The organism is Streptomyces sp. NBC_00873, assembly GCF_045207415.1.
In the GTDB taxonomy this organism is placed as follows: domain Bacteria; phylum Actinomycetota; class Actinomycetes; order Streptomycetales; family Streptomycetaceae; genus Streptomyces.
On the sequence record NZ_CP108803.1, the window covers coordinates 3454501 to 3475692 of the forward strand.

General features: G+C 67.8%; 22 protein-coding genes and 5 pseudogenes. 13 read left to right on the forward strand and 14 right to left on the reverse strand.

The window, feature by feature from the left end:
• The first annotated feature begins 4 nt into the window (after positions 1-4).
• The 4 genes and pseudogenes from OH809_RS15450 to OH809_RS15465 form a co-directional block, all read left to right on the forward strand.
• A complete protein-coding gene (locus OH809_RS15450; protein WP_406421842.1) occupies positions 5-874 on the forward strand; it encodes a hypothetical protein in 870 nt (289 codons plus the stop codon).
• Positions 875-2791: a fumarate reductase/succinate dehydrogenase flavoprotein subunit gene (locus OH809_RS15455; RefSeq protein WP_406421841.1), complete on the forward strand. Its 1917-nt coding sequence runs from the start codon at positions 875-877 to the stop codon at positions 2789-2791.
• Positions 2788-3561, forward strand: coding sequence for a succinate dehydrogenase/fumarate reductase iron-sulfur subunit (locus OH809_RS15460; RefSeq protein ID WP_406515241.1), 774 nt, complete (start codon positions 2788-2790; stop codon positions 3559-3561). The genes OH809_RS15455 and OH809_RS15460 overlap by 4 nt, the downstream gene beginning before the upstream one ends.
• A 52-nt stretch (positions 3562-3613) precedes the next feature.
• Positions 3614-3938, forward strand: a pseudogene (locus tag OH809_RS15465) (glucoamylase family protein); the annotation flags it as partial.
• 51 nt (positions 3939-3989) lie between these two features.
• On the opposite strand, the gene OH809_RS15470 reads toward OH809_RS15465, so the two are convergent.
• The 3 genes and pseudogenes from OH809_RS15470 to OH809_RS15480 all read right to left on the reverse strand — a co-directional run.
• Positions 3990-6548 carry a SpoIIE family protein phosphatase gene (locus OH809_RS15470; protein ID WP_406516250.1) on the reverse strand — a complete coding sequence of 853 codons (2559 nt, stop codon included), beginning with the start codon at positions 6546-6548 and terminating at the stop codon, positions 3990-3992.
• A 193-nt stretch (positions 6549-6741) separates the two neighbouring features.
• Positions 6742-7170 (reverse strand): ATP-binding protein, encoded by a 429-nt coding sequence (locus tag OH809_RS15475; RefSeq protein ID WP_406421839.1) that lies wholly within the window; start codon positions 7168-7170, stop codon positions 6742-6744.
• 148 nt (positions 7171-7318) lie between these two features.
• Positions 7319-7708, reverse strand: a pseudogene (locus OH809_RS15480) (NUDIX domain-containing protein); the annotation flags it as partial.
• Between the two features lie 59 nt (positions 7709-7767).
• Between OH809_RS15480 and OH809_RS15485 the strand changes: the two are divergent.
• From OH809_RS15485 to OH809_RS15500, 4 genes are read left to right on the forward strand one after another with little or no spacing between them, the layout of a single operon-like run.
• Complete coding sequence (locus OH809_RS15485; RefSeq protein WP_406515242.1) at positions 7768-8664, forward strand: site-specific integrase; 897 nt, start codon at positions 7768-7770, stop codon at positions 8662-8664.
• Positions 8661-9821, forward strand: a complete 1161-nt coding sequence (locus OH809_RS15490; RefSeq protein WP_406515243.1) for a hypothetical protein — start codon at positions 8661-8663, stop codon at positions 9819-9821. Before OH809_RS15485 ends, OH809_RS15490 begins: the two co-directional genes overlap by 4 nt.
• Positions 9814-10662 (forward strand): IS5 family transposase, encoded by an 849-nt coding sequence (locus OH809_RS15495; protein ID WP_406421838.1) that lies wholly within the window; start codon positions 9814-9816, stop codon positions 10660-10662. The genes OH809_RS15490 and OH809_RS15495 overlap by 8 nt, the downstream gene beginning before the upstream one ends.
• Positions 10659-11057: a hypothetical protein gene (locus OH809_RS15500; protein WP_406515244.1), complete on the forward strand. Its 399-nt coding sequence runs from the start codon at positions 10659-10661 to the stop codon at positions 11055-11057. The genes OH809_RS15495 and OH809_RS15500 overlap by 4 nt, the downstream gene beginning before the upstream one ends.
• A gap of 38 nt (positions 11058-11095) precedes the next feature.
• Here OH809_RS15500 and OH809_RS15505 read toward each other — a convergent pair whose 3' ends face one another.
• On the reverse strand, positions 11096-11590 hold the full coding sequence (locus tag OH809_RS15505; RefSeq protein ID WP_406421836.1) for a hypothetical protein: 495 nt from the start codon (positions 11588-11590) through the stop codon (positions 11096-11098).
• Between the two features lie 327 nt (positions 11591-11917).
• Complete coding sequence (locus tag OH809_RS15510) at positions 11918-12544, reverse strand: class I SAM-dependent methyltransferase (protein WP_406421835.1); 627 nt, start codon at positions 12542-12544, stop codon at positions 11918-11920.
• Between the two features lie 63 nt (positions 12545-12607).
• On the opposite strand from OH809_RS15510, the gene OH809_RS15515 reads away from it, so the two are divergent.
• Positions 12608-13270 carry a TetR/AcrR family transcriptional regulator gene (locus OH809_RS15515; RefSeq protein WP_406515245.1) on the forward strand — a complete coding sequence of 221 codons (663 nt, stop codon included), beginning with the start codon at positions 12608-12610 and terminating at the stop codon, positions 13268-13270.
• 681 nt (positions 13271-13951) lie between these two features.
• On the opposite strand, the pseudogene OH809_RS15520 reads toward OH809_RS15515, so the two are convergent.
• Positions 13952-14497, reverse strand: a pseudogene (locus OH809_RS15520) (ATP-binding protein); the annotation flags it as partial.
• Positions 14498-14653: 156 nt separating this feature from the next.
• Between OH809_RS15520 and OH809_RS15525 the strand changes: the two are divergent.
• Positions 14654-15139: a hypothetical protein gene (locus OH809_RS15525; RefSeq protein WP_406421833.1), complete on the forward strand. Its 486-nt coding sequence runs from the start codon at positions 14654-14656 to the stop codon at positions 15137-15139.
• Positions 15140-15162: 23 nt separating this feature from the next.
• Here OH809_RS15525 and OH809_RS15530 read toward each other — a convergent pair whose 3' ends face one another.
• Entirely contained in the window at positions 15163-15615 is a 453-nt protein-coding gene (locus tag OH809_RS15530; protein WP_406421832.1) for a DUF6262 family protein, read from the reverse strand.
• Positions 15612-17279: a tyrosine-type recombinase/integrase gene (locus OH809_RS15535; protein WP_406515246.1), complete on the reverse strand. Its 1668-nt coding sequence runs from the start codon at positions 17277-17279 to the stop codon at positions 15612-15614. Before OH809_RS15535 ends, OH809_RS15530 begins: the two co-directional genes overlap by 4 nt.
• Here OH809_RS15535 and OH809_RS15540 point away from each other — a divergent pair.
• The 3 genes from OH809_RS15540 to OH809_RS15550 all read left to right on the forward strand — a co-directional run bounded on the left by OH809_RS15540 (position 17257) and on the right by OH809_RS15550 (position 18509).
• Entirely contained in the window at positions 17257-17433 is a 177-nt protein-coding gene (locus OH809_RS15540) for a hypothetical protein (protein WP_406515247.1), read from the forward strand. The genes OH809_RS15535 and OH809_RS15540 overlap by 23 nt on opposite strands.
• Before the next feature lie 68 nt (positions 17434-17501).
• Entirely contained in the window at positions 17502-18050 is a 549-nt protein-coding gene (locus OH809_RS15545; RefSeq protein ID WP_406421829.1) for a DUF4262 domain-containing protein, read from the forward strand.
• 93 nt (positions 18051-18143) lie between these two features.
• Entirely contained in the window at positions 18144-18509 is a 366-nt protein-coding gene (locus tag OH809_RS15550; RefSeq protein WP_406421828.1) for a hypothetical protein, read from the forward strand.
• Between the two features lie 43 nt (positions 18510-18552).
• On the opposite strand, the gene OH809_RS15555 is transcribed toward OH809_RS15550, so the two are convergent.
• The 6 genes and pseudogenes from OH809_RS15555 to OH809_RS15580 all read right to left on the reverse strand — a co-directional run.
• A complete protein-coding gene (locus OH809_RS15555) occupies positions 18553-18972 on the reverse strand; it encodes an NUDIX domain-containing protein (RefSeq protein WP_406421827.1) in 420 nt (139 codons plus the stop codon).
• Positions 18973-19068: 96 nt separating this feature from the next.
• Positions 19069-19176: pseudogene (locus tag OH809_RS15560) on the reverse strand (DNA mismatch repair protein MutT); the annotation flags it as partial.
• 77 nt (positions 19177-19253) lie between these two features.
• Positions 19254-19436, reverse strand: coding sequence for an SPOR domain-containing protein (locus tag OH809_RS15565; protein WP_406421826.1), 183 nt, complete (start codon positions 19434-19436; stop codon positions 19254-19256).
• Between the two features lie 122 nt (positions 19437-19558).
• A complete protein-coding gene (locus OH809_RS15570; RefSeq protein WP_406421825.1) occupies positions 19559-19735 on the reverse strand; it encodes a hypothetical protein in 177 nt (58 codons plus the stop codon).
• Positions 19736-19992: 257 nt separating this feature from the next.
• A complete protein-coding gene (locus OH809_RS15575) occupies positions 19993-20745 on the reverse strand; it encodes a GntR family transcriptional regulator (protein ID WP_406421824.1) in 753 nt (250 codons plus the stop codon).
• A gap of 241 nt (positions 20746-20986) precedes the next feature.
• Positions 20987-21190, reverse strand: a pseudogene (locus OH809_RS15580) (proprotein convertase P-domain-containing protein); the annotation flags it as partial.
• Between the last annotated feature and the right edge of the window lie 2 nt (positions 21191-21192).

Sequence of the window (21192 nt, forward strand, 5' to 3'; positions counted from 1 at the left end):
TTCCTTGGCCACCGGCACAGAACCAGGTACGGAACCATCTCGACGCAAGGCCCCCACGCGGCACGGCGCACGTACCACCCGGCCGTCCGGCGTGCACGACGCCTCACGGGCCGCCATCGCCGCCCGCCATCTGCGGACCGACCGCTGGTGGCTGGCGCCCGCGGTCACCGCGGGCGGGCTCCTCGCCTTCATCGTCTACTCGACCTGGCGGGCCTTCTCGAACGCCGACTACTACGCCGCCCCCTATGTGTCGCCGTTCTACTCGCCCTGTCTGGCGGAGAACTGCGCCCCCATGCGGCACGGCCCGAACTGGGAAATCTTCGGCAGCTGGTGGGGCCTCTCCCCCGCCCTGCTGATCCTGATCTTCCCGCTCGGCTTCCGGCTGACCTGCTACTACTACCGCAAGGCCTACTACCGGGGCTTCTGGGCCTCACCCCCGGCCTGCGCGGTCGCCGAGCCGCACACGACGTACACCGGCGAGACCCGCTTCCCGCTGATCATGCAGAACATCCACCGGTACTTCTTCTACGCCGCGATGCCGGTCGCCGGGATCCTCACCTACGACACTGTGCTCTCCTTCCGCGACGAGCACTACGCCTGGGGCCACATGGGCCTCGGCTCCCTGATCTTCCTGATCAACATCACGCTGATCTGGGCGTACACCCTGTCCTGCCACTCCTGCCGGCACATCATCGGCGGACGGCTGCGGCACTTCTCCAAGCACCCCGTGCGCTACCGGCTGTGGGGCTGGGTGGGCCGGCTGAACGCTCGGCACATGCTCCTCGCCTGGGCCTCCCTGATCAGCGTGGCGCTCGCCGACTTCTACGTGTATCTCGTCGCCTCCGGCGCCTTCGACGATCCGAGGTTTTTCTGAATGACTGAACTCGAACGGCAGCAGTGGGACGTCGTCGTGGTCGGTGCCGGAGGCGCCGGGCTGCGCGCCGCCATCGAGGCGCGGGAGCGCGGGGCCCGTACCGCGGTCATCTGCAAATCGCTCTTCGGCAAGGCACACACGGTCATGGCGGAGGGCGGAATTGCCGCCTCCATGGGCAATGTGAACTCCGGGGACAACTGGCAGGTGCACTTCCGCGACACCATGCGCGGCGGGAAGTTCCTCAACCAGTGGCGGATGGCGGAGCTGCACGCCAAGGAGGCGCCGGACCGGGTCTGGGAGCTGGAGACCTGGGGGGCGCTCTTCGACCGTACGCCGGACGGAAAGATCTCCCAGCGCAACTTCGGTGGCCATGAGTACCCGCGGCTCGCCCACGTCGGGGACCGTACCGGCCTCGAACTGATCCGCACCCTCCAGCAGAAGATCGTCTCGCTGCAACAGGAGGACCACCGCGAGCACGGCGACTACGAAGCCCGGTTGAAGGTCTTCCAGGAGTGCACCGTCACGCGGGTGCTCAAGGACAGCGAGAGGGTCAGCGGGACCTTCTGCTACGAGCGCGAGTCCGGCCGCTTCTTCGTCCTCGAAGCGCCCGCGGTCGTCCTCGCCACCGGCGGCATCGGCAAGTCCTTCAAGGTCACGTCGAACTCCTGGGAGTACACAGGCGACGGCCACGCCCTCGCGCTGCTGGCGGGCACACCCCTGCTGAACATGGAGTTCGTACAGTTCCATCCGACCGGCATGGTCTGGCCCCCGTCGGTGAAGGGGATCCTCGTCACCGAGTCGGTGCGCGGGGACGGCGGGGTGCTGCGCAACTCCGAGGGCAAACGGTTCATGTTCGACTACGTCCCCGATGTGTTCAAGGAGAAGTACGCGCAGTCGGAGGAGGAGGGCGACCGCTGGTACGAAGACCCGGACCACAACCGCCGCCCGCCCGAGCTGCTGCCGCGCGATGAGGTCGCCCGCGCCATCAACTCCGAGGTGAAGGCAGGCCGCGGCTCACCGCACGGTGGCGTCTTCCTGGACGTGTCCACCCGGATGCCGGCCGAGACGATCAGGCGGCGGCTGCCCTCGATGTACCACCAGTTCAAGGAACTGGCGGATGTCGACATCACGGCGGAGGCGATGGAGGTCGGCCCGACCTGCCACTACGTGATGGGCGGAATCGCCGTCGACTCGGACACCGCGGCAACCGTCGCCGTGCCCGGTCTGTTCGCGGCGGGCGAGGTCGCGGGCGGCATGCACGGCTCCAACCGGCTCGGCGGGAACTCCCTCTCCGACCTGCTGGTCTTCGGCCGACGCGCCGGGCTGCACGCCGCCGAGTTCGCGAGCAGGATCGGTGACCCGCCGGTGGTGGACGAGGAACAGATCGACGCGGCGGCGGCGGAGGCACTGCGTCCGTTCAGCGCCGAGGAACCTGACGCCGCCGGGGGGCCGGCGGAGAATCCGTACACCCTCCACCAGGAACTCCAGCAGACGATGAACGACCTGGTCGGCATCATCCGGCGGGCACCCGAGATGGAACAGGCGCTGGAGAACCTCGCCGAGCTGCGGATACGGGCGCGCCGCGCCGGTGTCGAGGGCCACCGCCAGTTCAACCCGGGCTGGCACCTCGCCCTGGACCTGCGGAACATGCTGCTGGTCAGCGAGTGCATCGCCCGGGCCGCGCTGGAACGCACGGAGAGCCGCGGCGGTCACACCCGCGAGGACTGTCCGACGATGGAGCGCTCCTGGCGGCCGGTCAATCTGCTCTGCCGGCTGTCCGACGACGGCGCCCTGCCGCTGGGCGGCCGGATCGAACTCGTACGGAAGACGACCGAACCCATCCGACCGGACCTGCTCTCCCTCTTCGACAAGGAGGAGCTGGTCAAGTACCTCGCCGAAGAGGAGCTGTACGAGTGAGCGGCTACGAAGCCCGGTTCAGGGTCTGGCGCGGCGACACCGACGGCGGTGACCTGCAGGACTTCTCGGTCGAGGTGAACGACGGTGAGGTCGTCCTCGACATCATCCACCGGATCCAGTCCGGCCAGGCGGGCGATCTGGCGGTGCGCTGGAACTGCAAGGCGGGCAAGTGCGGGTCGTGCAGCGCGGAGATCAACGGACGGCCGCGACTGATGTGCATGACCCGCATGTCGGTGTTCGACCGGGACGAGACGATCACCGTCACTCCGCTGCGGGCGTTCCCGGTGATCCGCGATCTGGTGACGGACGTGACCTTCAACTACACCAAGGCCCGGGAAGTGCCCGCCTTCGTACCGCCGGAAGGGGTGAAGGCGGGCGACTACCGGATGCAGCAGGTCGATGTGGAGCGTTCGCAGGAGTTCCGCAAATGCATCGAGTGCTTTCTCTGCCAGGACACCTGCCATGTGGTCCGCGACCACGAGGAGAACAAGGCGGCGTTCGCCGGACCGCGCTTCCTGATGCGGGTCGCCGAACTGGACATGCACCCGTTGGACGCCGCCGCCGAGTCGGGACTCGACCGGAAGGCGACGGCGCAGGAGGAGCACGGGCTGGGCTACTGCAACATCACGAAGTGCTGTACGGAGGTCTGCCCCGAGCACATCAAGATCACGGACAACGCGCTGATCCCGCTGAAGGAGCGGGCGGTGGACCGCAAGTACGACCCGCTGGTGTGGCTGGGGAACAGGATCCGTCGGCGGGAGGGCCTCTGATGCCGGTCAGCCGAGCAGCTTGACGATCGCCTCGGTGGTGTCCGTCTCGCCGGTCACCCCGCACGCCTCGTTCCTCACCCTGCCGTACGCGCCGGTGGAGGCGATCGCCAACCTGCGGGCGCTCGACCGCGACTTCGGCGCCTACCACGACGGTTACGGCTTCCGGGACTCCGTCGATGTCCGCACCGGACGGGTCAGTGACTACATGCTCGCCCTCGACCAGGGAATGATCGCCGCGGCACCGGCCCAGGCGATCCCCCGGGCTGCTGCAACGGCCCTTCCGGACCTGTTGCGCCGGACCCTCCCAATCCGCGCGCCCGGTCATCCGTGGCGACGGGAGGCGTGGTGGCGGATGCGGCATGAAAACGGCATCATGACCGCCGCACCCGGAGCGGCGGCCGTTCTGACGCCACGTCCCGGTCCCGCGCTCAGAACATGCTCAGCAGCTGCTCGACCGTGCGCTCTGCGGCCGGCTCCCCATCGGGCAGCGGCAGTTCGAACCAGACGGTCTTGCCGCGCGGAGTCCGCCTCGAACCCCAGGCCGCACTCAGCAGCCCGACCAGCTGCAGCCCGCGCCCGCCCTCGTCCGTGTCGCGTGCTCGGCGTCGCCGCGGCTGGACGAGACCTGCGTCCCATACCTCGCACACGAGCGTACGGTCGCGCAGCAGCCTGAGCCGGATCTCGCCCTCGCCGTAGCGCAGAGCGTTGGTGACCAGCTCACTGACGAGGAGTTCGGTGGTGTCCACCAGGTCATCGAGTTCCCAGGCGAGCAGTTGCCGACGGGCCAGTTCGCGGGCGCGGCCGACGGAGCGGGGTTCGCGCGGCAGCCGCCAGTCGCCGACCGCGTCGACCGGCAGCCCCTGGATGCGGGCCATCAGCAGGGCGATGTCGTCCTCACCGTGCCGGGTGTCGAGGGTGGTCAGTACGTGGTCGCAGACGTCCTCGAGCGGGAGCTCGGGTTCGATGAGGGCGTTGCGCAGTGCCCGCAGTCCTTCGTCGAGCGGGTGGTCGCGGGACTCGACGAGACCATCGGTGTAGAGGGCGACGAGGGCGCCCTCCTTCAGTTCGACCTCGACTTCCTCGAAGGGTTCGCCGCCGACGCCGAGCGGCATCCCGGGTGGGACGTCGAGCAGCAGGGCAGGTTCGCCCGGCTCGACCACAACAGGGGGGAGATGTCCGGCGTTGGCAAAGGTGCACCGCCGGGTGACCGGGTCATAAACGGCGTAGACACAGGTCGCCAGGTAGACCTCGGAGAGATCTGCATCCGGGGCCTTGTGGGACGCCCGTGACGGCCACTGGGCGCCGCCGAGGCCGTCGGAGGGGGTGCTGACACCGGGGGTGCCCAGACCGCGGGCGACCTCGTCGAGGGCGGAGAGCACCTCGGCGGGTTCCAGGTCGAGGAGGGCCAGGGTCCTTACTGCGGTGCGCAGTTCGCCCATGGCGACGGCGGCCCGCAGTCCACGGCCCATGACGTCGCCGACCACCAGGGCGGTGCGGTGTCCGGGGAGTTCGATCACGTCGAACCAGTCGCCGCCGACCTCGGTCGCGGTGTTGCCCGGGAGATAACGGCAGGCGATGTCGAGACCGGCGGCCTCGGGATCGCCCGGTGGCAGCAGGCTGCGCTGGAGGATGAGCGCGCGTTCGTGCTCGCGCCGGTAGAGGCGGGCGTTGTCGATACAGACGGCGGCGCGGGCGGCGAGTTCGGTGGCGAGGGCCCGGTCGCGTTCGCCGAAGGGTTCGCTGCCCTTGGTGCGAGAGAACTGGACGAGGCCGACGACGGTGTCATGCGCGACCATCGGAACGGCAAGGGTGGCCTGGACGAAGCCGCGGTCGTCGCCGGGGACGTCCTTGATCTGGCCGGTCCGCAGGGCTATGGAACAGGGGGAGTTGAAGGAGTAGCGGTGAACGGCGCCCAGGGCGGGCGGGTCGGTGGCACCGTCGGTCGAGGCGCTGTCCGAGGCAGTGGCCGGCAGGACCTCCGACACGGCGCTGGCGAAGGCGACACGGCGCAGTTCTGCGGATCCGCCGACGGACTCGTGGTGGAGCGAGCCCCAACTGCCGGGCGGGGCCTCGTCACCGGTGAGCAGCCCCTGGTAGAGGTCGACCGAGGCGAGGTCACAGAAGCCGGGTACAGCGACGCCGAGGAGTTCGCGGGCGGTGGTCTCCAGGTCGAGGGAGTTACCAATGCGGGCGCCGGCCTCGTTGAGCAAGGCAAGGTTGCGGCGGGCGCTGGCGGCCTCGCGGGCGGCGATGTGTCGGCGGGTGACATCGGTGGCCAGTCCGGCTATGCCGATGGGACGGCCTGCTCCGCTGTGCACGCGGTAGAGGTTCATCGACCAGTGGCGGCTCTCGGAGTCGCCCGGTGCGGTGCCGACGAGTTGGAGATCGGTGACGGAGTCCCCGGTCTCCAGAACACGCCTGAGTGTGGCGGTGAGCCGCTCGGCCTCGGGGCGGGCGAGATAGTCGTCGACCGTGCGGCCGCGGTGGTCGTCGGCCTGGCCGCCGAAGACGGTGGCGAAGCGCTGGTTGGCGCGCACGACCGTGAAGTCTGTGCCGAACAGCACGAAACCGAAGGGAGATTGACCAAAAATGGCCTGCGATGCCGCAAGGTCCGTCTCGATACGCCGCAGGGCGCGGACGTCCACGACGATACAGAGGGCGGCCGGTTCCCCGCTCTCCGTCTCGCTGGGCATGACATAGACCTCGGCGAGACCGTGCACGGCGTCCTCGCCCGGCATCCGGAAGGGGACGAGGCCCGTCCACTCCTTGCCATCGAGTATCTCGCCGACCCGGCGGTGACCGCCGGTGCGCAGCTCTGCGGGCATGAAGGTCTCGACCGGGTCCCTGCCCACCGCCTCGTGCGCGGCAATGCCGAAGAGGCCGGCGGCCCGGCGGCTCCACTGCTCGATCAGCCCGTCGGGGCCGATCGAGAAGGAGGCGACCCTGATGTAGTCATAGATCGAGCCAGGCGGGCTGCTCTGCCACACGACGTCGCCCGCTGTCCCAGGTATTTCGCTCACGCGACCGTCCCCTCCAGCTCACACACCGGACCGGTCCTGCCCGCAGTATTCAGCACTACGGCGCTTACCGACACGGCGTTCACGATCACAGCACGGCCACAGTCCCTTTCAGCCAGGTTCTGCCCGACCTCTGGTGATCGCTGTGCGTCCCACCCCACTCCTAACCAGGGAGGGCCAGCTCGAACCACACCGTCTTGCCACTCTTTCCGCGCCGGGTCCCCCAGCGGCGTGCGGAACAGGCCACCAGCTGCAGTCCTCGGCCGCCTTCGTCGTCGGGTGCGGCAGCACGTTCGGTGGGCGGATCCGGAAGCGGATCGGAGACTTCCACAAGCAGTCCGGGGCGGTCGTCCGGAGCCTCGCCATCGAGGCGCGGACGCACCAGCCGTACCCCGATGGGGCCCGAGGCGTAGCGCAAGGAATTGGTCACCAGCTCGCTGACCAGCAGGACGGTCACATCACCGACGGCCGCGTCGAGCCCCCACCCCCGCAGCGCCTCGTGGACCGCATGCCGAGCAGTACGCACGGCGCCGGGCACTGCCGGAAAGGTCCACTCGGCGCAGTCGCCTTCGGTATCGATCACGCCGATCACTTCCCAAGACCAGCAACGAGGAACGTCCTGTTTACGGGGGCTAATCAGCACATACCCGATATTTGGGGCGGCCTATCGCCGGAATCGACGCGTAGGGCGTACGGGCGTATGGCGACGTGCGCGCAACGCACACAGAGGGAGTGCCCGATCAGCGGCGCGCGCCGCCCGGCAGGCTCCGGGTCGGCGCGGATCCAGTCGACGCGGTCCCGGTCGACGCGGATCCGGTCGACGCGGATCCGGTCGACGCGGATCCGGTCGGGAGGCGGCGCATGGCTTCGGCAACGGCGGGCCGGTCCTGATCCAGCCAGTCGACCTCGTCACCCTCGCCGGGCCCGAGCCAGCGCAGCTCGTCGTGGTCCTGGAGCGGCGCCGGCACGCCGGACACCACTCGAGCGGTCCACACCCGGAGTACGTATCCGGGCCCCAGCGGCCACTCGCCGGGGATGCGCTCCAGCGGCTCGGCCTCGACGCCGAGTTCCTCGCGGAGTTCACGTACGAGCGCCTGTTCGCCGCTCTCCCCCGGCTCCAGCTTTCCACCGGTTCTCTAGGCTACTCTCTGCTGTCGGTTCGTTACGCCTCTGCCTCGGAGCTGCGCACGTGAACGTACTGGAACACTGGACCGTCGACTTCTACGACTTCACCGCCCCGTCACTCACCACCGAAGATCTCGGAATCCCGGATCTGGGTGATCTGTGCTCCAGAGCCACTCTCAACGGAGCCCGCCACGGCACCCCGGTCATCCTGTCGCCGTCGGGCCGTCCGGACGCCCGGATCAACCTCTTCTTCCGCGAGGGCCGCATGGCGACGTCCCAGCCGGGGACCTGGCGGCGCTACGCGTACACGCTCGTGGTGTGGCTCGACTTCCTGGACGCCATCGGCACCGTGTGGGACAGGGCCACTGTCCGGGACGTCGAGGCGTTCAAGGACTGGCGCATCACCGACTCGCGCAACGAGGAACGGGTGAAGGCCACCTCCTTCGACACTGACCGGGCAGGACTCAACAGCTTCTACACCTGGGCGAGTTCACGGTTCGACATCACGAACCCGGTCTCGACCGTGCGTGCCGATGACGAGGCATCTCCACGACAGGCGTACGGCCGGGCCCACCGGGACCCACTGCGTCCGGCGGGGTCCACGAGCCGTCAGGTCAAGTGGCTGCTCCGGGAAGCACTGGAGCAGTGGCGCGACATCGGTCTGCGGGGCTACGGCTTCGACGGACTGCGGCGTTCGGGGCGGCACGGCGGCGGGTTCAATGAGGACCGGGACGCGGCATTCGTGGACGGCTTGTACGGGACCGGGCTCCGCCTGCGCGAGTGGGCGAGCGTCCTCGACGTCGAACTTCCGGCATCGGGGCGCGAACGAATGGGAACAGCCTGGCTCGCGGCGAAGTGCGTCAAGGGTGGCCGCGACGGGCGTACGTACTGGATTCCCCGGCGGGTACTGCAGTCGGCCGAGGGCTATCTGGATCCGCTGGAGGGGTCCAGGGCGGAGTGATCCAGCGCGCACAGCGGCGGGGCCGGTACGAGCAGCTGTACGGCGTGCGCATCGTGACGGGCCACAATCCCCGCACCAGGCAGGTGTACGTCGCCACGGCGCACGGCTCCGATCCCGTGCCCCTGGACGAGCTCTCGCCGGAAGATCGTCGGCTGCTGTTTCGCCGTACGCCGCAAGGACTTGAGCCGCTGTGGGTGTGGCTGTCGGTGAACGGGCTGCCGAAGCGGCCGCACAGCTGGGAGGACACGTTCGACGCGGCAAACCGACGAATCGCCGAGGCATGGCTGAACAAGGCCGATCCGGAAGGGCGACTGGGCAAGGCAGAGCGCGAGCAGGTGCGGCGTGAATGTCCGCTGTGGGCGACGCCGCACATGTGCCGGCACTCCTTCGCCCTGAAGTGGTTCTCGATCCTTTCGCTGCTGGAGGAACGCCGCCTGAAGGGCTTCTCCCCCGACGAGATCGAGGACTTCCGCGACCAGCTCGGGGACATCTGGCTACAACTGGCCGTGCTCTTGGGACACCGCCACCCGGACACCACGCGGGACCACTACCTGGAGCCCTTCACCGGCCTTCAGATCTCGTATCTGATGGCGCTGCTCGACGACGACGAGAAGGCGGGCGTGGACACGCTGGTGCGCATCTTCGCCCAGCACGGCGTGTTTTCGCCGGGCAGTTTTGTTTTGGCCCCACTAGAACGAGTTGCTTTGGCCCCACTTTTGACCCATGTGGGTGATGGGTTCGGGAGGGTTCCAAGAGGAACGGATTGTTCTGGCCCCACCCTCGATCGGGTGACGTTTCGTGGGTGTCCTGGGACGGAGGCGGTCAGGTGCAGATGGGGGTCCGCGGCGGCCGGTAGCGTGTGCTCCACGGAGCCCGCCCGGCTGCTTCCCCTGACAGGAATGCGGACGGGCGGGCGCCTTGTTGGCGCCCGCCCGTGGGCAAGGGGCTCGCAGGATTGCCAGCGGAGGGCGCTGCCTGCCCGGCCTTGGGGACCAATCGCGCAGCGGATGGCGTTAAGCCCTACCTCCGCAGGTCACGGGCTTCTGGCGGCGGTCCTCAGAACTACCTCGCAGGTTCTGTGGTCGCCTGATGGTGTGAGCGAGGACGGAAACTGCTGGTCCGCCGCCTGCGGCCTGTTGAGGTGGCGGGGTGAGTGAACGCAAGCCATATCCGAGTGACTTATCGGACGAGCAATGGTCGTTGATCGAGCCGGTGATCACTGCGTGGAAGGACCGGCATCGCTCGGTCAGCGGCCATCAGGGCGCCTACCGGATGCGGGAGATCGTGAACGCGATCCTTTATCAGGGGCGGACCGGCTGTCAGTGGGCCTATCTCCCGCACGACCTTCCGCAGAAGAGTGCGACGTACTACTACTTCGCCGCCTGGCGGGACGACGGGACCGACCGGGTCATCCATGAGCTCCTGCGCTGCCAGGTCAGGGAGCGGGCCAGCCGATTAGAGGACCCGACCCTGGTGGTGCTGGACACCCAGAGTGTCCACGCGGCCGCCGGGGTCCCCGCCGCCACGACCGGCCGGGATCCGGCCAAGCGGGTGCCCGGCCGCAAGCGCGGACTGGCCGTGGACGTCCTCGGCCTGGTCATCGCAGTGGTCGTCCTCGCCGCGAACACGCACGATAACGCCGCGGGCATCGCCCTGCTGGACCAGGTTGCCGAACACGCCGGCGGAACCGTCGAGAAGGCCCTGGTTGACCAAGGCTTCAAGAACCAGGTCATCGCGCACGGTGCCAGCCTGAGCATTGACGTCGAGATCGTCGAACGTAACCCACAGGACAAGGGCTTCGTGCCGCAGCCGAAACGATGGAGGGTCGAGCAGACCTACGGAATCCTGATACTGCACCGCCGTATGGTCCGCGACTACGAACACCATCCATCCTCGTCCGTCTCCCGCGTCTACTGGGCGATGACTCACGTCATGGCCCGCCGCCTCACCGGCACAAACGCCTCTACCTGGCGCGACCCACAGGCGGTTTCCGCATGAACATCCAGCCCCTGCTTGACGCGCTGCACATCCAGGAGGGTGCCGCCCGGGCCCAGGCCGACGACCTCCGAGCGCAGATCGGCCAACTGCAGACCCGGCTACGGGAGGCCGAGACACACCTCGAACACCTCGCAATCACCCGGAAGACTGTCACCGGCCTTGCCGACCGGCTTCCGGTCGGCCCCCCGGACCTGCCCGAGCACCCGGACTACCCCCGCATCCTCGCCATCCTCAACGACACGACCGGGCCGCTGCGGGCCAAAGACATCTGCCGAGCCCTCGACCACGAGCTGCTGCCGAAGAACATCGAAGGCACCCGGGCCAAGCTGAAACGCCTGGTCAAACTCGGCATCCTCACCGAGGCCGACACCGGCAGCTTCACCGCGAAGCAGTGACCCGACCGAGCACCGCGACCAGAAGCTCTGTCTCACCTTCACCCGGAAACGGACATAAAATCGCGAATGTCTTCGAGCTGCGACCACCGGTACTCAGCAGCTCCGCGTAGTTCCGGATAAGCGACGGCCATGCCTCGTTCCGGTGTCATCGACCACAAGCGGTAATCCGGGGACGACGCTTGCTGTTCCCAGAGTTCACTCCAGCCGTCGACATAGCGGAGGTACAGGGATCGCACTCGCCCGATATCTGCTGGTTCCAGCTGGGCAGGACCAGTGGCACGCAGCTGGCGCACGTCGTCGGGTGGAGCGAAGCTGGCCACCATGACAGAGATATCGCCGCCCTGACCTGCGGCGACGAGGAATGGGCTCTCTATCGGTTTCCTCGACGGGGTATGAAACCAGAACTTCTCCTCCCAGAAGGCGTACCACATCGTCGCGAGTGCCGGCCGACCTCCGCGGGTCACCGCAGCGACACTGGCGGGCCTGCCCCGTTCGGCGAGGAAGCCAGCGATATCAAATCCGGGAATCGCCATGGCGGAAGGATCTCAGACCCGGAACTGGCGCAACACCCCTATTAGCTTAGTAACAACTACTTTAGGGAGATCTCAGAGGGCAGTTCGAAACATCGAATGCACCCGCGCCAAGCTGAAACGCCTGGTCAAACTCGACGACCTCACCGAGGCCGACACCGGCAGCTTCACCGCGAAGCAGCAACCCGACCGAGCACCGCGACCAGTAGCCCTGTCTCACCCTCACCCGGAAACGGACATCAACTCGCGAACCGCCCTCTCACATCTCCTCATTTATGAGAACGGCCGCGCGCGACATCCGCGGCCCGAAGCTGCCCGGTGCGACTGAGCTCATGCCGTGGCGGCGGCGCGGCGCAGCGTGAACCAGAAAGTCGGGACCGGGTTCGTGCCGGGCGTCACGTCGGCCAGCTGCCACCCAGCGAACCTGGCGCTGAGTTCGTCCGCAGTGACGCCGGACCACGAGTCGTCAAACGCCCCGGGCCCGTACCCGAACATCAGCAATCGTGCACCGGGGGCGGCACGCTTGGTGAGGCCGGCGGCGTAGGCGTCGCGGCGGTGCGGTGGAATCCCGCAGTAGCAGCTCAGGTCGAAGAACAGGTCGTACGGGCCGGGCACGCCCACCTCGTCGAGTCGGGTGGCGTCCCCGCACAGCACCGTGACGTCCGCTCCGGCCGCGTCGGCCTTCTCCCTCGCCTGCCGGACCGCGCGGTCGACCAGGTCGACGGCCGTCACCCGCCAGCCGTGCCGGGCCAGGTACACCGCGTTGGTCCCGGTGCCGCAGCCGAGTTCGAGCACCCGGCCCGCCATCAGCGCGCCGGGCCCCTCTATCAGGGCCACCAGCTCGGGCGGCGTGATGCCGCTGTCCCACGGCGGCTTGCCGTCCCGGTAGAAGTCCTCCAACACGCGGCGCACAGACGCCTCTTGGTCGAGCTCCGCAGCCGTCCGAGTTTCACTCATCGCTACCCCTCCAAGAAATTAGAGTTCATCTCTAATGTCTGACTCTAGAGATAGACTCCCGGCATGGATGCAGTCAAGGGATCCGACGGACAGAACGTCAAGCGCCCCGACAAGCGGGCCGAGCGCTCGCGGCGTACCCGCGAGAAGATCGTTGCGGCGGCGCGGGAGCTGTTCGTCGCACAGGGGTACGGCGCGACAAGCCTTCAGGAGATTGCGGATCGCGCGGGTGTGGCCGTCCAAACCGTGTACTTCGTGTTCCGCAACAAGCGCGCGCTGTTCAAGGACGTCGTCGACACGTCCATCGCGGGCGACGTCGAACCGGTCGCCACGATGGACCGCGACTGGTTCCGCGCCGCGTGCGCCGAGCCCACCGCGGCCGGGCAACTGCGCGCCCACGTACGGGGTGTACGCGACATCCTCGGCCGTGTCGCCCCGATCATGCCGTTGATCGCGACTGCCGCAGCCACGGACCCGGAGATCGCCGCGCAGTGGCCCGCCGGCCCCGACCCGCGCTATACCGTTCAGCACGCCGCAGCGAAGGCCCTGACCTCCAAGCCTGACGCCCGCCCCGACGTCGACACCGCCCGCGCCGCCGACCTGCTGTACGGGCTTCTCAGCCCGGAGCTGTACCTGATCTTTGTCCGCAACCGGGGCTGGTCCCCCGACGCCTGGGAGGAGTGGGCCTGCGCGGCCCTGATTGCCCACCTCTGCACTGACCACGAGTAGGCCGCCGACCCTTCTGCAGCAGCCGCCGAAGCAAAGTCTGCGACCGGCTGCGGCTGCGGAGACTGACCGGGGACGCTCACTCCGCTGCACCGCCGTCATCGTCATCGTCATCGTCATCGTCGTCGAGCGCCGCGGCGTCCGGGTCGCGCAGCGGCCGCAGGCCGCCGGCCGGGGTGGAGGCGGTGAAGCTGTAGCGGCCCAGTACCCCGCAGCAGGCCGATCACCTGTGCTAGAAGACCTTGATCAAATGCCTAGCGCCAACGGCTGTACCGCTGGTCCCCAACGCCGCTGCCGATCGAGTCGTATCTGCGTCCTGGGTTTGGGGTCCATCGCCGGTCTCTTCGGTGGGATCGACCGAGCGGTAGCGGCCCATGCTCCAGGAGATCAGAACGGCTCCAAGGGGGGCCATGCCATAGAGCACGGGGAAGTCCTTGCCGGACCTGGTGATGAGGAAGGCCAGCCCCGCGAGGACGAGGATCAGGAGCGGGCGCCTGATGACGTGGCTGCATACGATCGCCAGTCGGCGCCGCATTCCTTGCCCTTTGGTGAGCCTTATCCAGCCCGAGGGTGACACGACGTCAGCGTAGTTCGTGCTGCAGGTGGGCAATGTGCCTTCGAGTTCCTGCAATGGCCGAGGCCCGGGGACTGGGACGTGTGAGCCATTGCCCCGGGCCGCCGGAGTCAGGCTGCTGCCGCCTTGCGCTTGGCGGTGGTGCTGGCGAGGCGGAACGACTGGGTGCCGGTCTCGATGATGTGGGCCTCGAAGGTGAGGCGGTCGACGATGGCCTGGCAGAGCCGCTTGTCGGTGAAGGTCTGGTCCCACTCGGTGAACGGCCGGTTCGACGCAATCGCGATCGCGTGCCGTTCCTCGCGCTCGGTGAAGATCTGGAACAGCAACTCGGCGCCGTGCCGGTCGAGCTTGACGTAGCCGAGCTCGTCCAGGCAGAGAAGGTCCACCCGGCCGTACTTCTTGATCGTGCGGCCCAGCTGCTTGTCGCTCGCGGCTTCGGCCAGCTCATTCACCAGGTTCGCCGCGGTGGTGTAACGGACGCGCCCGCCGGCCTCAGCGATCGCGGTGCCTAGCCCGATCAGCAGGTGCGACTTGCCGGTGCCGGAGTCACCGATCAGGCAGAGCGGGTTGCCGGCCTGGACCCAGGCGGGCTGCATGAGGGTGTTGATCACCTCCTGCGGAATGTTCGGGTTCTTCGAGAAGTCGAAGTCGTTGAGTTATCTGGGGTAGTGGTGAGGGATTCATGCAAAGCTGCTGTTCAGGACGCTGCGGACGCGTCGGGAAGGCGGCTGAAGGGCGCCCTCCGCCCAGGTTGCCTGCTCTTGGAGGTAATCCGCTGTCCTGTTGGAGTGGTGCTTCCGTAGGATCACGTCATGACTGCCGATGCCCCGCTCACCCGAGAGTCGTTCCGGCGCCTCCACCCGATCAGCACGCCCCGGCCGGTGTCTCAGTTGCCGGATCGTGTCTGGACTGACGAGGACTGGGACCGGATCCAGCGCGGATATCGAGCCCGGGACATGGATGAGAAGTGGAACGTCTTCGTTGAAGGCGATGTCCTTTTCATGCACCGGAGTTGGACCGGTCACGGCGTCTATGAGGTGTCCTTTGCCCCCGCGGCTGGTCGTGGGAGGAGGATCGCCTCTGCTGTGGTGGAGGCCGATGGGGAGCGCTATCGGAGAACGGGCGACGAGTACGACTGTCTGATGATGGAACTGATCATCAGCGCGATCATCCTTGGTGAGCCCGCCGCCGACCTCCGGGCCGGTCTCGTGGAGTTGACTGCCCGGGCTTCGGGGAAAAGCGATCTTCCCGCGGGCGTGGTGGAGCACAGTGCTCTGGGATTGCGCTCTGGATCGTAGGTTCTGCAGCCCGGAGAGTGCTGTCACAGCCCTGGGCCGTGTGACTGGATCACGCGTTGCAAGCGCAGGATCTCGCCGTGTGCGGCGGCCAGTCGCTGTTCGAGTTCTTGGACGCGCTCGCGGTGTGTGGTGCGCTCACGACGGAGAGCTTCGGTAAGGGCATGGATGACCGTGCCGTCGTCGGCTGAGGGCGCCTGAGGGGCAGGCCGGTCCGCGGTCCGTTGCTGGCCGCGCAGGGCTTCGATGCGTTTGCGCAGGTCGGTGTGGGCATAGAGGAAGTCCAGGCTGACCCCCGCCGCACGAGCGACGGCCCGGAAGTTGATCTCCTCGCCCTCCTTGATCAGCCTTCGGATGCCCGCCTCCGCCCGTTGGACGGCATGCTGGTGCTTGTCCTGGGCGGCCTGCCGCAGGGCGGCGATCCGCCGGTCAGCAGGAGCCACGGCTTCCGGGGCCGTTTCGTTCAGCCGCTCGCTCATGAGCGTGACGCCCCTTTGCTGTCCGAGGCGCCGGCGGCGTCCTGGTAGCCGGTGCGGCCGAGCACTCCGGCGCCGCGGACGACGGTGGTGCTGTCGGCTGGCTGGGCTTCGAGGGCGAGGATCTCCAGCTGCATGCTGCGGATCTCGGCGTCGCGCTGTTCCATCCAGACGTTTGTCCCGCTCATCGGCTCGCCGTAGCGCTCGGTGTGTCGGGCCTGCCGGGTGGCGACCAGAGACTGGGTCTCGGCGAGTTGGCGCTGGATGTCCGGCAGGAAGGTGCGGTCGGTGGCGAAGTGGTCGCAGCCGTGGCAGGCGTTTCCCTTGTCGCAGGACCGGGTGGGTGGCAGCAGGCAGTAGCCGTTGGGCAGGATGCGGTCGGTGCGGCGGTCGAGCTGCACCAGGTCGAGCATGTCGCGGCGGTCCATGCCAATCTCTCTCCCGTCGCGCCCGATCTTGGCCAGGGCGAGGAACTCGCGCTCGGCGGTGCTTGCGAGGGTCGCCGCGTATCGCATCGTCATCTCCGGAGAGAGGTGGCCGAGGTAGCGCTGGACGACGTGGATGGGGGCGCCGGCGTTGATCAGGGTGGTCGCCTTGGTGTGGCGGAGCCTGTGGCTGCGTGAGTAGAGGAGGAGCTCACCGCGTGAGTCGCGCAGGTCCAGGTGGTGGCTGAAGTCCTTCAGGACGTGGTTGTAGTTGCTGGTCTCCCAGGACTTGGTGCCGTGCCGGTTGCCGGTGGTCTTCGGGAACAGGTAGCGGATGGTGTCGGCAGGGCCCAGGTGCCAGTGCTCGCGCACCCATGCTTGCTGTTCCCGGATGATCTCGACGACGTCGCGGCCGACGAGGATGGTGTTCGGTGCCGCGTCGATCTTCGTCTGCTGGTAGCGGAGCCGGGCGACCATCCCTCCCTCGGGGACGGCGGCGGCGTCCAGGCCGGGGATTTCGGAGAGCGGTTCGAAGTCCATCATCAGCACTTCGCTTGCCCGGCGTCCGGTCATGGCCTGGATGAGCCAGGCCCGCATGACTGCGGGATGTCCGAGTCCGGCCAGCTCGACCTGGCGGGCGTCGCGGACGACGGTGCGAGTCTGCTCGGCTGGCAGGCCGAGGAGCTCGATGTGGGTGAGCATGCTGCTGAGGTCGGTGTCGTTGATGTAGTTGCGTTCGTCGGCCTCGCGGACCTCGCGTTGCCGGGGCCGGTCGCCGGGGCGGAACATGCGGGCGTGGCTGTCGGTGAGCGCCAGCCACCGGGCATCGTCCAGGGCTTCGGCGGCCTCAGTGCGGCAGTCGGTCATGACCCGGTAGAACAGGTCGATCGTCTGCAGGTTCTTGTTGATCGTCCTCGGCTGGAGGCTGCCGCCGACCTCGGCACGGCCCGGCGTCTCGCGCTGCCAGTGGTGCAGAAAGGTGCCGAAGTCCAGCGCGAGCGAGCGCAGGCTCCGCTCAGAGCCGTCCGCCAGGGCGGGGTGGTCGACTCCGCGTTTGGCCACGAATGCGGCGAAGCGTGCCGTGTTCACGCGGTGCTGCATCACCGTCGACCAGGTCAGTTGTCCGGACTCCATCTGCAGCCGGAGGTAGAACTTGGTCCCCTCCCGCAGCCAGCACACTCCGGTGGTCGCACAGTCGCTGTCCGACGAGAACTCCCAGTTGAAGCAGAAGCTGGCGGACACCGCATCGGCGCTGGCCAAGGAGCGCGCGATCACCGCGGCCCTTCGCCGACTCGTCGCCGAACTCGACCTGGAACTGCAGGCAGCACGTGAAGGCTCCGGGCCCGCGCGCATCACCAGCCTGCCAACCCGGCGACGGCCTGGCCCCCGGCACTGAAAGCCCGCTTAGTTGCCCTACGGGGAGCTAGCAGCGATCCCAGCACGCGGTCACCGTAGTCTCACCACATGCCCCGTGATCCTTTCGAATGCCGCTGTGTTCTCTGCCACGACTACGGTGACCGCGACGAAGCAGACCCGGCAGACCTGATGATCGTCGAGAACGTAGCGCGGCACGGATGGCATGTCGTCATGGTTCCCGAGGACGACATCGGCCCCGGATTCGCTTACACGATCGGCCTCGCACACACCCACAGCGTCCCTGAACTCGCGATGTTCGGACTTGATGTTCACGACATGCACCGCATGCTCAACACCCTCGGAGACCGGGCCGCCGCCGGCACGCCACTGGACGACGGCCAAGAGCACCAGGACGTCACCGCAAGCCACCCGGTGGTGCTCAGAGTCGCAGACCTCCGCTGGTACCGGACGTACTTCGGACGAGCAATCAGGTTCTACCGGCGCCCCCCTTTCCCGGTACTGCAAGTCGCGTGGCCCGACGCGGAGGGCCGTTTCCACTGGGAAGAACAGACTGAGGAAGGCCACCGGCAGTCACAACCTCAGCTGTGGCTGAGGCCGGACGAACACCCCGTTGGTACCTGGACCGCTGAAGTGTGACGTCCTTCCGGCAGGGCAGGCCCGAAGAGAGGATGCTGGCAGCGGCCGATGGCACGCCAAAATCAGCGACGCGACCCAGAGAGGGAGAGCCCGATGACCGGCGCCGAGGGTAGCGGGCTGCTGGGCTATGCAGAGATGCTGCAGTACGCCGATGCCGTCGTCGATGCCCTTGGCAGCTCTCGCTGCCCACCGAATGAACGATGGGATGAGGCACGCGCAATCGCCCTCTACTGGACGCCGATCACCTCAGGTCCGGACAGCGATGCGTGGACGCACGGACTGGTGGTGTTCTGGAGGATGACGGACGGCTGGCATTGCGCTCCACTGGATGCACACGGAGATCCAGCTTTGGACGACGCCAGCCCCCTGCCCCTCGGCCCTGTGGCTTCTCCTGCCACCGTTTCCGCACTACTCCCCCAGCTGCTCCGCGGCCCCATCCATGAACGGCCTGAGGCGTGAGTAGTGAGGGCGCTCCGCTGAGACTTCGCCCAGGACCTCGGTCTCAGACCAGTTCGCCGCCAGCCGCCAGGTCGTCGAAGAGCAACTGATCGACGGGCGGCACCAAGTCCCGGTCCGCGTATGAGAACCAGGCCATCTCCTCGATCTCACTGCTCGGGGCCAACTCCCCCTGGTACTCGGCGGTGTAGCAGGCCATCCGCACGACCGCGCCCGCTGGAAGCTCCGGGACACCGGCCTCGTACGTGCCCACGTGGACGACGGTGTCGGGGTCGAGCGGAACGGTGAGCTCCTCCTTGACCTCACGCAGCAGGGTCTCGACGTCGCTCTCCGCCCCCTCGCGCTTGCCGCCGGGAATGTAGAAGACATCCTTGCCGCGTGGACGCGCACACAGGATGCGGCCGTTCTCGATCCGCACCCACGCCACCGTGTCGATCAGCACTGACAATGTCCCGTTTCCACTCATCCGCATTCCGGTCGAATGGGACCCTACCGGGACGCGCCACAGCACCCACCCGGAGCCCGACAACATACGTCCCGACAAAGGACTTGCCTAATGAACACCGGGCAGCTCCCAGCGGCCGGCCAGCTCCGGCGGGGCACTGCGACGCGCGGCCAGCAGGCGCCCTTGGTCATAGACGGCTCCGGCCACCACCACGCGATCACTCATAGCCCGGAGCGTAGTTCCCGGCTCCGCCCCTCACAGGCCCCGCCCCGCCCCGTACCACCCCCGTAGCCGGCCGTCGGTCACGGCCGGGCGCTCTGCCCGATGCGCTCCACCCAATAGAGCTGCTCGTGTCCGCGGTTGTCGAGTTTGTCGGCGATCTTCTGCGCCTCGTCCTGCGTGGCATACCTGCCGACGCGGTACCGATTGCCGTTGTCGTCCTGCCGTATCACCAGCCAAGGGAGCACGGCACCGCCGTCGCTCATCGTGTCCCTCCCGAGCATTGGGCCCCTCGCCTGAGCGGCGTGCACGTCTCTAAGGATCCCCCGGAAACCGCAGTACGCATATGCCCGAGCGTACGCCTGACCTTTACGCAACGGATAAGTAATTACACAAAGAGATACAGATCCCGGCCAATGCGAAGGGGCGCATCCACTCGGATGCGCCCCCAGTACCTCGCGGCGTAGAGGTAGGCGCGCTTGAACTCGATGTACCGGGGACTCGGACCGATCCGCCCGTTGATGACCAGGTCGGCGGCGACGGCTGCGATCCGGGCGATGCCCACGTTCGAGTAGAAACACAGCAGTTTGCTGACAGGCCCGGGCGATCGGAATATACGGGAACCGAGTAGGCGTCAACTCGCCGTCAGGGGCCCCGGACAGTCCGTCCGGGTATCGGTCACTCGACAGAAATCCCGGCCGCGAGCCCGCCGGGGGTCCGGAAAAATCCCGCGGGAGCGCTCGGCAAGGAGACCGGCACCGAGCTCGACCGAGGGCTCGACAGCGGGCCCGCGACGAAGCCCACCAGCGCGCGAACCGCCGCTCACCTGACAGGAAGGTGGTAGGCGATCCGGTAGCGGTCGGCGGGCACCACCACATCCGCCGTCTCGACCGCCCGCCCCGATGCGTAGTACGTACGCCCGATCACCATCACCACATGACCCGGCACACCGCCGAGCGCCAGGAGCTCCTCCGCCAGCCCCGGGCGCGCGCCCACCTGCTCGACCACGTTGTCCACGACGACATCGATCGCGGCCATCCGCTCAACCACCCCGCAGCCGGCCAACGGGCCCTCCTCCGGAAGCATCACCGGCGTGCGCCCCGTGACAGCGAGGGGCTCCCAGGAGGTGGAGAGCATCATCGGCTCCCCCGCTTCCCGGAAGATGTATCTGGTACGCATCACCCGGTCACCCGCCTCGATGCCGAGCCGTTCGGCGATCTCCGGACTCGCCCCTTCCTGCTCGCTGCGGGACTCCCACGTCCCCCGCACCCCGTCCGCCGTCTGTTCCTGGCGGAACGGGCTGGCACCGGTGCCCGGACGGTATCCGGAACGGGCGATGCGACGCGGGACCGGGCGCTCGCGCACATACGTACCGGAACCGGAGCGTCCCTCGACCAGCCCTTCGGCCATCAGCACCTTGCGCGCCTCCAGCGCGACCGTGTCGGAGACTCCGTACTCCTCGCGGATACGGGCCTGCGACGGCAGGCGCGTATGCGGCGGCAGCGAACCATTGGCGATCTTCTCTCTCAGATCGCTCGCAACGCGTAGATAGGCGGGCTGCTCACCGAAAGTCACAGGCCACTCCCAACAGGTTGACAGTCTGCGACAGACTGGCAACCGTCGGTCGTGGACCGCAAGCACAGGCCAAAGTTTCACCCGAAGTGATGACTAAGCGCCGCACGGCGCATATCCGGACCCCGGCCGCCCCCGGCCATCCGCGATCGGCCCCAACCGCCTGGTCCGGCGTCAGCAGGCGAGAGGGTGTGGGGCAGCCGCCCCCACACCCTCGAACCGTTCACGGACCCGTCGTCGCACATCAGAACTGCAGGGCCCAGGAGTTGATCCTCCCGGTGTCGGCCGCGGCATTGTCGCCGACCCGCAGCTTCCGGGTCCCGTTGGCCACCTCCGACGAGGCGTTCACCGTGTAGGTGGTGATCACGTTGTCGGCGCTGCCGCCCGTTCCGTACGCCCTTTTTCGGCCTTGAGGTACGCCATACCTTTGCCCTTCACCCGCCACAAGCT